A 12,676-nucleotide genomic window follows, 5' to 3' on the forward strand; every position below is an offset into this window, starting at 1 on the left:
GTTACGGTACCCTGGGGTCGGCGGGGCCTAACGGTTGCGGTGACGGCGGTCCGGAGGGCGGGTCGCACTGCCGCCCCGCCTCAGTCGTCGGCCGGAGAGCGTCCGGGGCCGCCGTCACGGGGAGAGAGGTCGACCGCCGGCTCGGCGGGGCCCTGACGGGCGAGCGGCGGCCAGCGGACCTCGGTCGCGATCGGTTCGTCGAGGTCGAGCTCCATCCGGAGGTCGCCGCGTCGCTCGGCGACCTCGAAGCCGACCGTGCGGTAGACGCTCCGCGCGACGCGGTTCCCGGTCTCGACGTGGAGTTCGAGCCCCTCTCGGTCGGCCGCGGCGGCGTTGGCGATCACGTGCCGACACAGCTCCGTCCCGACGCCGCGGTCCTGCGCGGCGGGGTGAACGAAGACCGCGAGCTCGGGCACCGCGGCGTCGGTCGGCGTGTACATCGCGTGGCCGAGCAGCTCGCCGTCCCGCTCCGCGACGACGTTGTTCGCCTCGCGGAGCATCGTCTCGACCCAGTCGGCGCAGCGCCGCCGGCTCACCGGCGGGAGGCCCTGCGCGCGGTGAGTGCGGTCGAACGCGTCGTACATCTCGGCGAGGAACGGCTCGTCGGCGTCCCTCGCCGGGCGGATCGTCCAGCGCGTGCCCTCCTTGTCGACGAACCGCGGACAGCGCGGGGGGCAGTGGGGCGTCCCCTCGCACTCGCTGCCGTCCCAGCCGTCGCAGACCGCGGTGGCGTCGTCGTTCATACGCGGGTATCGATCGGCTGGTAAGTTATATCGTGAGAGAGGATCTCACGAGGTGGGAACGTTCGCGCGGCGCGCTCACCGCCGGAGGACGACGGTGATCGCGGTCCCGCCGGCCTCGCTCTCCCCGACGCGCAACTCGCCCCCGGAACTACGGACGATCCAGCGGACCAACCAGATCCCCATGCCGGTGCTGTGTGTGAGCTGCGTCTCGTCCGAGCGGGTCAGCACCTCCCGCTCGTGCGCCGGGAGCCCCGGGCCGTCGTCCGCCACCGTGAGGAGCGCTCTGTCCCCTTCCTCCCGAACCGCCACGCGTACCCGGGGAGACGGTCCGCAGTGCTCGACCGCGTTCTCCAGGAGGTTGTCGAGCGCGAACGGCAGCAGCTCGTGGGCGACGGCCTTGACGGCGTCCGGTCCCCCGACGGTGAACGCGGCGTCCCCGACGGCGGTATCGAATTCCCGGACTCGATCGCGGGCGAGCGCCGACAGGTCGAACGTCGTCCGGCTCGCTTCGCCGTCGGACTCCTGAAGCCGCTCGGCGCGTCTGGCCGCGTCGCTCAGGTCGACGATCTCCGCGAGCCGCCGCTCCATCGCCGCCACGTGCGGGTCGTCGTCGGGTCGCTCGGCCGCGAGCGCTTCGAGGTGACCCAACACGACGTTCACGTCGTTGCGAATGTTGTGCCGCAACACACGGTTGAGTACGGTCAGCCGCTGTTCGCGGCGCTTCCGCTCTCCGACGTCGGCCGCGACGTACGTGGCGCCGGCGAAGTCGTCGTGTCGATCGCGGAGGGGGGCCGCCCAGAACCGGATCTCCACCAGCGAGCCGTCTCGGTGTGGGTGGCGCGTTTCGACCCCCGTCAGACGCTCGCCCCGTTCGAGCCGCGAGAGGGAGTCGCCGAACGGCCCGCTCGCGTCCGCCTCCTTCGAGACGAGGCGACCGCCGAGCGCGTCCGACTCCGTCCAGCCGAACAGCCGTTCGGCGCCGTCGTTCCAGAGCTGGACCGCACCCTCTGCGTCGACGACGACGATTGCGACCGGCGCGACCTCGACGACGGAGACGAGGCGGTCGAAGAGGAACTGGATCGCGTCGGTGAGGACGACGGCACCCTCTCGGCGGCCGAGCTGCTCGTTGAGCGCGGCGACGAGCTCCGTTATCAGCCGTTCAATCAGTTCGTCGCGACCCTCGGACGCGCTGGACTCGTACGCGCGTAACAGGCGCTTTCGGGCCTCGTCGTGCCCCTCAGTCTCCAACACGTCGAACAGGGCACCGACGAGCTGTTCCTCCTGTCGCCTCATTTTAGGCGGGCCTAAAACACGACCGGGTAAGTGCGTTCCGAACTCGGCGCCGCCGCGCGAGTCACTCCCGGATCAGTACGATCCCTTCGCGGAACACCGCGTGGTTCGGGAGGACGTGCTCTTCCCCGTCCGTCTCGATGTGGGTGACGAAGAGGTCAACCTCTTGGACGACGCCGCGCTCGCCGGCGACCCGCACCTCGTCGCCGATGCCGTACGGCTGGCGGAGGAGGAGGAAGACGCCGGCCGCCGCCGAGGCGACGAGGTCCTTCGTCGCGAGCGCGGCGAACAGCACGAGCGCGAACGCGTACGCCGCGAGCAGCACGATGAGCGCGAGCGTCTGGACGCCGACCTGACCGAGCGCGATGAGCGTCGCGACGTACACGACGCTGTACTTCACGAGCGTCGGGAGCACGCCGAGCTCCGGGAGCTTGATTCCGCGGAGGCGCTCGGCGACGAGCAGCTCCGCCTTGTCGCCGACGACGATGCCGACGATGAACACGACCACCGCGACGAACAGCCGCGGGAGGAACGCGGCGACCCCCGACCAGAACTGTTCGAGGTAGTTCACGTCCGCCACCGTGAGGGCGACGATGACGGCGACGGCGACGATGAAGTAGCTGGACAGCCGCGCGAGGATCCCCACCGTCGAGGTGTCGAACTCGCGGGCGGTCCGCTCGAAGGCGGTCCCCTCGATCACCTCCGGGACGCCGGCGCGGCGGAGCAGTCGGCGGTTGACCACGCCGGTGAGGTACGCTAACACGAGCCCGAGCGCGAACACCCCGAGCGCCAGCCAGATCCGGTACGGGACTGTCGCGACGAACTCGGGGACGGAGACCTGGCCCGCTGACATCGCTTAGTACTCCTCCGGATCGATCTCCAAGACGAGTTCGCCGGCCTTGAACGCCCGGACGAGCCCGTCCGACTCGGAGAGGACGATAGCGGTCGCGTTGGTGTCGCGGGTGATCGCGCCGCCCGCCATGTGGCGCGCGCCGAGCCCCTTCGGGATGTCGACGCCCTCGGCCGCGGGTTCGAGGTATCGGTACGCCGAGACGATCTTCCCGGAGTCGGAGACGACGAACGCGCCGTCCAGCCGCGAGAACTCCTTGAGCATGACGTTCACGATGGGGTCGCCGACGTGGACGTGGCTCTTCTCGAAGGGGTTGTACGACAGCGGACGGGACTTGTTCATCACCTTCCCCGCGTCGCCGACCACGAACAGCGCGCCCACGGGCTTCCCCTTCTGCCCCTTCTGTCCGAGTTCGATCGCGACCTCGAACACGTCGCGGATGACGCTCGGCTCGGCCCGGGAGTTGGCGAACAGGTCGTAGATGCCGGTGTGGATCCCCTCGTCGACGGTGACGCGGACGACCGCGTCCGAGCCGCCGTCGAACACCGACGCGACGCAGGCCACCTCGTCGCCCTCCGCGAGGAGGTCCGCGTCCATGGCGCCCTCGATGCCGAACCCGATCCGGTCTTTGACGTTGTCGAAGGGGAGCGGCAGCTCGACGAACGTCTCGGCGTCGACATCGTTGTCGGGCGCGACGACGACGACCTCGACCTCGGCGTCAGCGAATCGCTCGTAGAAGGAACTCGTCGGCGAGAACAGCAACGCGGCGTCGACGTCCGCGACGAGGTCCGCCAGGTGGTCGGTGAGCGAGGCCATTACCGCACGTGACTCCCGGAGTCCGTATAGTCGTTGCGTCGTGCGCGCGTCTGACGCCGAGGCGCGGCCGACGTGTTGCTCGCCGCGGAAGGTCGGACGACCGTCGGTCGGGCTAATCGCCGGCGGCCGACGTCCGCCTCTCGCCGGTCGCCGTCCGATCGTCGCGGATCAGGTCCGCCGCCCGCTCGGCGAGGGCGATCGTCGGGGCGTTCGTGTTGCCGCCGACGATCGCGGGCATCACGCTCGCGTCGACGACGGGGCGCCCGTCGACCCCGTGGACCCGGAGCTCGTCGTCCACGACCGCCGCCTCGTCGTCACCCATCTTACACGTCCCGACGGGGTGATACACGGTGTGACACGTCCCCCGGACGTGGCGGGCGATTTCCTCGTCGGTCTCAACGTCCTCGCCGGGCCACCGCTCGCGGCCGACGTACCCCGAGAGGGCGTCCTGCCGAGCGATGTCGCGGGCCCGCCTGACCCCCTCGACGAGCGCGTCGAGGTCCGCGCGCTCGTCCAGGTAGTTCGGGTCGATCGCGGGGTCGGCGAACGGGTCGTCCAGGTCACGGCGAATACGACGGGACAGGACGAAGTCGACGCCGACGGGGGCGCGCGCTAGTGCGTCGTCCACCCGCCGTCGATCGAGAGGTTGACTCCGGTGATGTACGAGGCCTTGTCTGAAACGAGGAACGCCGCCGGTTCGGCGATCTCTTCCGGTTCGGCGATTCGGCCGATCGGCGTCTGGCTGAGGACGAACTCGTAGAAGGAGTCGTCGTTAAGCTCGGACTCGGTCATCTCGGTCTCGACGAAGCCGGGACAGATGCTGTTCACCCGGACGCCGGCGTCGGCGTAATCGACGGCCGTCGTTCGTGTGAAGTTGACGACGGCGCCCTTCGCGGTTGCGTACGCGGCCGTCTGGGGCCCCCCGACCAGCCCGAACACGGACGCGACGTTGAGGACCGCCCCCGAGGACTCGCGCAGGGACGGCATGGCCGCTCGCGTCCCGTAGACGACGCCGTTGAGGTTGATCTCTAACAGCCTGTGCCAGTCGTCGAGCGTCGTCTCCTCGACCGTTCCGGTGAGCCCGATCCCGGCGTTGTTCACGAGGATGTCCAGTCCGCCGTGTTCGTCGACCGTCCGTTCGACCAGCGATTCGACGGACTCGTACGACGAGACGTCGCACTGGACGAACGAACAGCCGAGCTCTTCGGCGGTCTCTCGGCCCGTCTCCTCGGTCCGGTTCGCGATCACGACCGACGCCCCTCGGTCGACGAACTCCGCAGCGATGGCCTTTCCGATGCCGGCCGAGCCGCCGGTGACGATCGCCGTCTTTCCGTCGAGCATATTTACTCGTTTGTGTGTATATTTTGTATTTCTTTCGGAATATTTATGCTAATATGCGCTTCCCTCGTTTCGTTCCGCCGGGAATCCGCGGTGGATTGAGGACCGAGACGACCGAACTCGTAGCTTCAGACGCACGCTAACTACCGCGGACGAAGCGCGAGCGACCGGAGCCGGGCGGCGCCTGACGCGTCCGAGCGGGCCGCGGTGGCACCGGCGCGCGCCGGGCGCCGTCCGACGCCGTTATCCCACCCCGCCAGAGTCGTTACCCGTGAACATCGACACCGTCCGAGACGCGTGGACGGACCGGGCGGGAGAGTACTCGCCGACGTACTACGCCCACCGCGGGCCGAACGAGACGAGCGAGCGGATCCGCGAGGCGCTGACCGCGCACCTCGACCGCGAGGCGGCCGTCCTCGAACTGGGCTGCGGGTCGGGCCGCCACCTCGGTCACCTCGCGGCCCACGGCTTCGACGACCTCTCGGGCGTCGACATCAACGGCGACGCGTTCGACGTGATGCGGGAGGCCTACCCCGACCTGGCCGCCGACGGGACGTTCTACTGCGGCGCGATAGAGAACCTCGTCGGCGAGTTCGGGGACGGGGCGTTCGACGCCGTGTACTCGGTCGAGACGCTCCAACACCTTCACCCCGACGTCGACTGGGTCTTCGAGGAGATCGCGCGGATCACCGATGAGGTCCTCGTCACGGCCGAGATCGAGGAGCCGGCGGGGGAGACGGAGGCGACCGATCCGGACGTGAACTACGTCGACGACGAGACGCCGCTGTACTACCGGGACTGGGGCGATGTGTTCACCTCGCTGGGACTCGTCGAGGTCGACGCGGTCCGCGGCGACAGGGACACCGCGCGGACCTTCCGCGTGACCGACTGACGGGCGCCCTCGCGGGGTCGGGAACCCCGGCGGCGACCCCGCATCCCGCGCGACTTTTACCAGCGAGCCGACTACCACGACCACATGGCGACTCGCGAGGCCCTCTGGGGGTACCGGAACCGGTTCGGCGACGCCTTCGGGCGCACCTACTTCCGCCGCTTCGGCCCCGGCGTCGTCTCCAGCCTCGGGATCGGGACGTACCTCGGCGAGCCGACGCCCGCGGTCGACGACGCCGCCCGGGAGTCGATCGGACTGGCGCTCCGCTCGGGGGTGAACCACGTCGACACCGCGGCCAACTACCGCTGCGGCCGCGCCGAGCGCGTCGTCGGCGAGGCCCTCACCGAGGCGCCCGTCGACCGCGAGTCGGTCGTCGTCGCGACGAAGGGCGGCTTCCTCCCGTTCGACGGCGAGCGCCCCGCGGACCCGAGCGCCTACGTCCGCGAGCGCTTCGTCGAGCCGGGGATCGTCGACCCGGGCGACCTCGCGAACGGCGCCCACGCGATGACGCCGGCGTACCTGGAGTGGTCGCTGGACCGCTCGCTCGACCGGCTCGGCCTCGACTCCGTCGACTGCTTCTACGTCCACAACCCCGAGACCCAGCTCGCCGTGCGCTCGCGGTCCGAGGTGTACGACGCGCTCGAAGCCGCCTTCGAGGCCCTCGAACGCCGGCGCGCCGCGGGCGACGTCGGCGCATACGGCGTCGCGTCGTGGAGCGCCTTCCGCGTGCCGCAGGGGGCCGACGGCTACCTCTCGCTCGCCGAGGTGCTCGCCCGCGCCGAGGCCGCGGGCGAGGCGGTCGGCCCCGACGACGACCACGGGTTCGCGGCGGTCCAGCTCCCGTTCAACGTCGCGATGGCCGACGCGTTCACCCGGCGGAACCAGCCCGCGGCGCCCGGCGCCGACGCCGACGGGCCCGTCTCGACGCTCACGTTCGCTCACGAGGCCGGGCTCTCGGTGGTGACGAGCGCGAGTCTCGGGCAGGGCGACCTGGCTGTCGAGGGCGCGGTCCCCGCGGACGTGGACGCGACGCTCGCGGGGGAGACCCCGGCCCAGCGCGCGCTCAACTTCGCGCGGAGCGCCCCCGGCGTCACCGCGTCGCTCGTCGGCACGACCGACCCCGAGCACGTCCGCGAGAACGTCGCGGCCGGCACGTTCGACCCGCTCGGCGCGTCGGCGTTCGACGCGGTCTTCGAGTGAGTCGGCCGCGGCGCGAGGAGGGAGAGCACGTCGGGCGAACGCCACAAAACGTTTGTCCGGACCGATTCAACCGGGGCGTATGTCCCCCACGCGACGTGCCCTCCTGGGTAGCGCCGCCCTCGGCGCGGTCGGCGCGCTCGCCGGCTGCTTCGGCGGCGACCCGGCCGACGGCTCCGACCCCGTCGCCAGGTCGTCGGCAGTTTCCGGAACGGACACGGACCCGACGGTGGTGAAACCGCGGAACCCCGACGGCGATCGCGTCCTCGTCGACGGGAGCGAGGCGACCGACGACGGGGAGCCGGTCTCCGTCGGGCGCGAGCTCGTCACGACCGCCGACCGCGCGGCCGAGCTGCTGCCCGCCGAGGGCGTCGCCGAGGAGGACCGGCGCCGGGTCCGCGAGTTCTTCGACGAGACGGACTACGACGCGGAGACGGTGTACGTCTCGCCGGCCGGAATCCTGTCCTGCCAGCGGCTGGAGATCCACTCGGTGTCGTGGCGGCCGGGGCGGGTCGAGTACGAGTACTGCCGCGAGTTCAGGCCGCCCGACGCGGCGTGCGAGGCCGACACCAGGGTCTCCCTGGCGCTGCTCTTCCGGCTACCGGTCGCGCTGGACGAGCGGATCCGCGGCTCCGGCTCCAGCGGGCGGTCGCCGTGCCGGACGACGAACACCGAGTACTCGGTGATCGACGGGAACGCGACCGTGCCCGGCAACGCCACGGCGACCAACGAGTGGGGTGACTTCTGATGTCTCGGAGGCTCACGCGACGCGACGCGCTCGCCGCGGCGGGCGCCGTCGCGCTCGGTTCGCTCGCCGGCTGTTCCGGTCGGGGAGGCGACCCGCGTTTCTGGGACGACCCGCCGTCGCTCGACATCGAGCGCGTCCCGACCTCGTTCGACGAGCCCGTCCCGGAGCGCCCCCGGCTCGTTCCCGTCGACGTCGAGCCCGAGGTCCCGGCCGCCTTCGCGGACCGGGTCGACCGGCTGCTCAGTCCGATCCCGGAGCCGCTGACGGCGGAGACGCTCCCGAACGGCGAGTTCCGCGAGCAGATCGAGACCGAGCGGACGGCGGCCCGCGAGGCGCTGCCGGGCGGACCGGCGTCGCTGACGCCGCTGGGGGCGGTCGAGCGGTACGCGACGGCGCGCGAGCACGCCGCGACCGCCGTCGGCACGTGGGCGGCCGTGACCGTCGAGGGCGACCCGACCGCGGTGGCCCCTGATCTCGGAACGGTGCGTCGCCGAGCGTCCGAGACGTTGCGGGAACTCCCCGGTCCGGCGGCGGACCCGCTCGCGGCCGCCGCGGTGTACGGGCCGATGGAGCGGTGGTACGACGTGGCGCGCCGACGGACGCTCGTCGGCGGCGGCGTGGGGCCCGCAGACCGGGCGAACCCGCTTCGGACGGGAGACGCGATTGGCGAGATCGAGCGCGTCCAGTCGCACGTCGAGGCGGGCCGGTACCTGCGCGACCGGTACACGGCGTCGCTCGGCGATCCGGCGTCCGTGGCCGAGCCGCTCCGCCGCGAGATGAACCGGATCGGCCGCGCGGTCGGCGACCGGCTCCGCGAGCTCCACGGCGAGGGCGTCGAGGACCTCCGACACAGCCCGGGCACCGAGGCGTTCGTCGACGAGCGTGCGGTCGAACGCGGCGCGCCGAGCGACGCCCTGCTGTCGAGCGCCGTCTACCGGAGCTTCGACGGCATGTGGTTCGACCCGGTCGCGTTCGGCGACTACGAGCCCGACAACCCGGCGACGGGGCTGACCCGAACGGCGCTCGCGTGGACGCGGCTCCGGGCGCTCGACGCCGTGGCGTCGCGGGTCGAGGAGGGAGACGCGATGTTCCCCGACGACCCGGCGGCGATCGGCGATGCGCGCGAGGGGGCCGTCGAGTCGGCGTCGTCGCTCGCCGGGAGCGAGAACCCGCTCGCTCTGTGGCTGGCGGCCGAGTTCCTCGCGCTGTTCGACGAGCCCGACGGCGCCCTCGCGGCGGCCGACCGGACCGCCAGGTCGACGGTCGAGGCGTACACGCGATACCGGTGGATCGAGATCGTGACCGACGAGGCGCTGGCGGTGGCGGCGTCGGTCGCGGACTCGTTCGGCTCCTGAACGACGGCGGGCGAGGAGAGGGCGACGGTGGAGGCGCTGACTCGGGCGGCGGGTCGACGTCTCGGGCGCGCGGCGACCTCAGCGGAGTTCCTTGTACCGCGTGCCGCACTCCGGACAGATCCGGACCGAGAACACCTCGTCGGGATCGTTCTCCTTCTTCAGGACCTGGTCGCAGTCGGCGCAGTTGAGCCGCTCGTAGGTGTCCTTGACGAGGTCCCCGTCGCGGAGCCCCTTACGCGTGGATTTCATACCCGGGGTTTGTCGCCGGGGCGCATAAAAACCCTGTACGACGTCGGTCTGACGACCTCGGCGAAACCGCGGGCGGGCGGAACGGTGCGGGCTCCCCCGTCGAGACCGAACGCTCGCGGTGCCCGACCGGGCGCTTTCGCAACCCTTGTGTCCGGGCGCGCGGAATCGCCGCCGTGTCACGGACCAGGCTGTTCGGCTCGCTCTGCGCGCTGGTCTTCCTCGTCAACTTCGCCCGGGTCGTGTTCGCACCGCTCGTGGGCGAGTTCATCGACGCGTTCGGGATCCGCGAGGGGACCGCCGGGCTCATCGTCACGCTCGCGTGGCTCGGCTCGGCCGCCCCGCGGCTCCCCGCGGGCTGGGCGCTCACCCGGTTCGCGCGGCGCAGCGTCATCGTCGTCTCCGGCGCGATGCTGACCGCCGGGGCGCTCGGCGTCGCGCTCGCGCCGGGCGTCCTCGCGCTCATGGTCGCCGCCTTCGCGGTGGGCCTGGCCTCCGGGGTCTACTTCGTCGCCGCCAACCCGTTCATCTCTGAGCTGTTCCCGCAGCGCGTGGGCCGCGTGATGGGCGTCCACGGCATGGCCAGCCAGCTCTCCGCGGTCATCGCCGCGCCCGCCGTCACCGTCGCGCTGTGGTACGACTGGCGCTACGCCTTCTACGCGCTCGCGCTCGCCGCGGCCGTCAGCACGCTGCTGTTCGTCGCGCTCGCGAAGCGGACCGACCTCCCGGACGCGGGCGCCGGGGACACCGACTTCCTCGCGGCGGCCCGCGGCGAGTGGAAGCTGATCGTCGCGGGCGTCGTGCTGATGGGCCTCACGAGCTTCGTGTGGCAGGGCCTGTTCAACTTCTACGAGCTGTACATGATAGACAAGGGACTCCCACGGGCGACGGCCCGGAACCTCCTGACCGTCATCTTCGCCGCCGGCGTCCCCGCCTTCCTCGTCTCGGGCGACCTCGCGGACCGGCTCCCGCACGTCCCCTACCTGCTCGGCATCGTCGCCTCGTTCGTGGGGGGCGTCGTCCTCGTCGTCGTCGCCGAGGGGCTGGCGGCGGTGATCGCCGCGAGCGTCGTCGTCGGGTTCGCCATCCACATGCTGTTCCCGGCCGGGGACACGTACCTGCTGGCGTCGCTACCGGACGAGTCGCGCGCGTCGGCGTACGCGATGTTCTCGGCCGGGATGATGTCCACGCAGGCGGCGGGCTCGTGGGTCGTCGGCGAGGCCGTTGAGGCGGGCGCGGGCTACGACGCCGTCTTCCTCGCGCTCGCGGGCGGCTTGGCGCTCCTCGTCGCCGGGTACGCGGTCCTCTACCGCCTCGGGCGCGTCCCGGGCGGAGCGACGGGTTCGACGCGGGCGACCTGACGCGACGGCAAGGCGCCGCCGGCGACGGGACCGGAGCGCGGAGCCCGTTCGGACGCTTCGAACGGGTCGGGGGTACCGCACCTGTTTTGGGCGTCGCTCCCGTGTGATCGGTAAATGGAGTACGTTCAGGAGCGCGTGACGACCCTCCACGCGTTGACCGACCACCGGCCCGACGCCCCGACGGACCGCGCGGCGGTCGTCGTGCCGATGACCGAGCGCGAGTACGGGACGCTCGCGGCCGAGCGCGTGCTGTCCACGCTGGAGACGGTCGACCCCGCCCGGGTCATCGTCCCGCTGCGGGCGTCGGCCGACCGCGCCGGCCCGTTCGCCGACTGGCTCGACGGGTTCGACATCGACGTGGAGACGCTGTGGTGCGACGGCCCAAAACTCGCCTCGCTGCTGGAGGCGCGCGGGCTCGACGGCGACCGCGGCAAGGGCCGCGACGTGTGGCTCGCCCTCGGCCGCGCGCTCGACGAGGAGTTCGTCGTCGTCCACGACGCCGACACCAAGACCTACTCGCCCGCGTTCGTCAACCGACTGCTGTTCCCGCTCGGGCGCGGCTACGCCTTCTCGAAGGGGTACTACGCCCGCGTCGAGGACGGCTCGCTGTACGGGCGGCTGTTCAGGCTGTTCTTCCGGCCGCTGGTCCGGGCGCTCGGTGACGCCGCGCCCGGGCGAGAGCCGGCGGTCCTGGAGTACCTCTCGGCGTTCCGCTACGCGCTCGCCGGGGAGTTCGCGGCGACGAGCGACCTCGTCTCGCGGCTCCGCGTCCAGCGCGGCTGGGGGCTCGAGGTCGGGACGCTCGGGGAGGCGTTCGACCACGCCGGCTTCGCGGACAGCGCGCAGGTCGACCTCGGCCGCTACGAGCACGACCACCGCTCCGTCGAGGGCCCGACCGGGCTCGCGGACATGAGCCGCGCGGTCGGCGCGGCGACGCTGCGCGCGGTCGAGGACGCGGGCGTGGACGTCGACTACGAGGGCCTCGCCGACCGGTACCGCGACGCGGCGGCGACGCTGGTCGACGGCTACGCCGCCGACGCCGCGTTCAACGGCCTCTCGTACGACGCCGACGACGAGCGCTCGCAGGTGGCGACCTACGCCGAGGCCCTCGGCGAGCCCGGCCCCGACACGCGGCTCCCCGCGTGGCAGGACGCGCCGGTCGACCCCGACGAGGTCCGAGAGGCCGCCGAGGCGGACCTAGTGGCCGTCCGCGGCGACGGCTCGGAGGCCAGCGGGAACGACGCCGTCGGCGGCTCGGCGACCGACGACGGACACGCGGAGCCCGCGCCGGGGGAGGACTGACGATGGCGGACGCGAGCGGGCCGAGCGTCGCCGCGCGCGACGACCTCGCGGGCGTCGTCGACCTGTTCGGCTGGCTCACCCGGGCGGAGCTGTCGCGGGCGCTCTCCGAGCTGGCGTTCAAACAGCGGGCCGAGGTCGACGAGGCCGCCATCGACGCCGCAATCGACCTCGCGGTGGCCGAGTACGCGCTCGTGCCGGCGCCGTCGGCCGCCCTTTCGAGCGCAGGCTCCGAGTCGGCGTCCGAACGGGAGACCGCGCTCGCGGTCGGTCCCGCCGCGTTCCCGACGCTTCCGGCGGGCGCCGAGGACCTCCCGCACATCCTCGAAATCCCGGATCGGGAGGTCGACCGCGAGGCACTCTCAGACGCCGTCCTCGAACGGCTCCGCGAGGAGGCGGTGGCGGCGATAGGCGACAGCGACGACGAGCAGCTGGAGACGCTCGCGGACGTGACCTACGACGTCGAGGCGTGGGCGCCGGTCGACGTCGACCCCGTTCGGACGCGGATCCTCGCCGAGGTCGACGAGGCGTAAGTCGGCGGGCG

13 protein-coding genes and 1 pseudogene are annotated in these 12,676 nt (G+C 72.0%); 7 read left to right on the forward strand and 7 right to left on the reverse strand.

Annotated elements, in window-relative coordinates:
• Window positions 1–80 precede the first annotated feature (80 nt).
• From EXE48_RS10875 to budC, 6 genes and pseudogenes are all read right to left on the reverse strand, one after another.
• Window positions 81–743, reverse strand: a complete 663-nt coding sequence (locus EXE48_RS10875) for a GNAT family N-acetyltransferase (RefSeq protein ID WP_137711403.1) — start codon at window positions 741–743, stop codon at window positions 81–83.
• A 75-nt stretch (window positions 744–818) separates the two neighbouring features.
• A complete protein-coding gene (locus EXE48_RS10880) occupies window positions 819–2,036 on the reverse strand; it encodes a sensor histidine kinase (protein ID WP_137711404.1) in 1,218 nt (405 codons plus the stop codon).
• 61 nt (window positions 2,037–2,097) lie between these two features.
• Complete coding sequence (locus tag EXE48_RS10885; protein WP_121599522.1) at window positions 2,098–2,886, reverse strand: mechanosensitive ion channel domain-containing protein; 789 nt, start codon at window positions 2,884–2,886, stop codon at window positions 2,098–2,100.
• Between the two features lie 3 nt (window positions 2,887–2,889).
• On the reverse strand, window positions 2,890–3,699 hold the full coding sequence (gene dacZ / locus EXE48_RS10890) for a diadenylate cyclase DacZ (protein ID WP_053771393.1): 810 nt from the start codon (window positions 3,697–3,699) through the stop codon (window positions 2,890–2,892).
• Between the two features lie 112 nt (window positions 3,700–3,811).
• Window positions 3,812–4,273, reverse strand: a pseudogene (locus tag EXE48_RS10895) (GMC oxidoreductase); the annotation flags it as partial.
• 38 nt (window positions 4,274–4,311) lie between these two features.
• Window positions 4,312–5,040, reverse strand: coding sequence for a meso-2,3-butanediol dehydrogenase (gene budC, locus EXE48_RS10900; RefSeq protein ID WP_053771395.1), 729 nt, complete (start codon window positions 5,038–5,040; stop codon window positions 4,312–4,314).
• Between the two features lie 268 nt (window positions 5,041–5,308).
• Here budC and EXE48_RS10905 point away from each other — a divergent pair, with 268 nt between their 5' ends.
• From EXE48_RS10905 to EXE48_RS10920, 4 genes are all read left to right on the forward strand, one after another.
• Window positions 5,309–5,929, forward strand: coding sequence for a class I SAM-dependent methyltransferase (locus EXE48_RS10905; RefSeq protein WP_137711405.1), 621 nt, complete (start codon window positions 5,309–5,311; stop codon window positions 5,927–5,929).
• An 84-nt stretch (window positions 5,930–6,013) separates the two neighbouring features.
• A complete protein-coding gene (locus EXE48_RS10910) occupies window positions 6,014–7,126 on the forward strand; it encodes an aldo/keto reductase (protein ID WP_137711406.1) in 1,113 nt (370 codons plus the stop codon).
• Between the two features lie 79 nt (window positions 7,127–7,205).
• Window positions 7,206–7,871 carry a hypothetical protein gene (locus EXE48_RS10915; protein WP_137705342.1) on the forward strand — a complete coding sequence of 222 codons (666 nt, stop codon included), beginning with the start codon at window positions 7,206–7,208 and terminating at the stop codon, window positions 7,869–7,871.
• On the forward strand, window positions 7,871–9,226 hold the full coding sequence (locus EXE48_RS10920; RefSeq protein WP_137711407.1) for a hypothetical protein: 1,356 nt from the start codon (window positions 7,871–7,873) through the stop codon (window positions 9,224–9,226). Before EXE48_RS10915 ends, EXE48_RS10920 begins: the two co-directional genes overlap by 1 nt.
• 78 nt (window positions 9,227–9,304) lie before the next feature.
• On the opposite strand, the gene EXE48_RS18780 is transcribed toward EXE48_RS10920, so the two are convergent.
• The gene (locus EXE48_RS18780) at window positions 9,305–9,475 is read right to left on the reverse strand and encodes an HVO_0758 family zinc finger protein (protein WP_167551897.1); all 171 of its coding nucleotides are present in this window, start codon (window positions 9,473–9,475) and stop codon (window positions 9,305–9,307) included.
• Between the two features lie 173 nt (window positions 9,476–9,648).
• Between EXE48_RS18780 and EXE48_RS10925 the strand changes: the two genes are divergently transcribed.
• From EXE48_RS10925 to EXE48_RS10935, 3 genes are all read left to right on the forward strand, one after another.
• A complete protein-coding gene (locus EXE48_RS10925; protein ID WP_053771400.1) occupies window positions 9,649–10,833 on the forward strand; it encodes an MFS transporter in 1,185 nt (394 codons plus the stop codon).
• Between the two features lie 114 nt (window positions 10,834–10,947).
• Complete coding sequence (locus EXE48_RS10930; RefSeq protein WP_137707554.1) at window positions 10,948–12,135, forward strand: glycosyltransferase family protein; 1,188 nt, start codon at window positions 10,948–10,950, stop codon at window positions 12,133–12,135.
• 2 nt (window positions 12,136–12,137) lie between these two features.
• On the forward strand, window positions 12,138–12,665 hold the full coding sequence (locus EXE48_RS10935) for a DUF7109 family protein (RefSeq protein WP_137711408.1): 528 nt from the start codon (window positions 12,138–12,140) through the stop codon (window positions 12,663–12,665).
• Window positions 12,666–12,676 lie beyond the last annotated feature (11 nt).

It is taken from the genome of Halorubrum sp. ASP1 (assembly GCF_005435135.1).
In the GTDB taxonomy this organism is placed as follows: Archaea; Halobacteriota; Halobacteria; order Halobacteriales; family Haloferacaceae; genus Halorubrum; species Halorubrum tropicale.

Coding starts and splice junctions, on each gene's coding strand:
- EXE48_RS10875 (WP_137711403.1), bottom strand. CDS start 743: ATGAACGACGACGCCACCGCGGTCTGCGACGGCTGGGACGGCAGCGAG.
- EXE48_RS10880 (WP_137711404.1), bottom strand. CDS start 2,036: ATGAGGCGACAGGAGGAACAGCTCGTCGGTGCCCTGTTCGACGTGTTG.
- EXE48_RS10885 (WP_121599522.1), bottom strand. CDS start 2,886: ATGTCAGCGGGCCAGGTCTCCGTCCCCGAGTTCGTCGCGACAGTCCCG.
- dacZ (WP_053771393.1), bottom strand. CDS start 3,699: ATGGCCTCGCTCACCGACCACCTGGCGGACCTCGTCGCGGACGTCGAC.
- budC (WP_053771395.1), bottom strand. CDS start 5,040: ATGCTCGACGGAAAGACGGCGATCGTCACCGGCGGCTCGGCCGGCATC.
- EXE48_RS10910 (WP_137711406.1), top strand. CDS start 6,014: ATGGCGACTCGCGAGGCCCTCTGGGGGTACCGGAACCGGTTCGGCGAC.
- EXE48_RS10915 (WP_137705342.1), top strand. CDS start 7,206: ATGTCCCCCACGCGACGTGCCCTCCTGGGTAGCGCCGCCCTCGGCGCG.
- EXE48_RS10920 (WP_137711407.1), top strand. CDS start 7,871: ATGTCTCGGAGGCTCACGCGACGCGACGCGCTCGCCGCGGCGGGCGCC.
- EXE48_RS18780 (WP_167551897.1), bottom strand. CDS start 9,475: ATGAAATCCACGCGTAAGGGGCTCCGCGACGGGGACCTCGTCAAGGAC.
- EXE48_RS10930 (WP_137707554.1), top strand. CDS start 10,948: ATGGAGTACGTTCAGGAGCGCGTGACGACCCTCCACGCGTTGACCGAC.
- EXE48_RS10935 (WP_137711408.1), top strand. CDS start 12,138: ATGGCGGACGCGAGCGGGCCGAGCGTCGCCGCGCGCGACGACCTCGCG.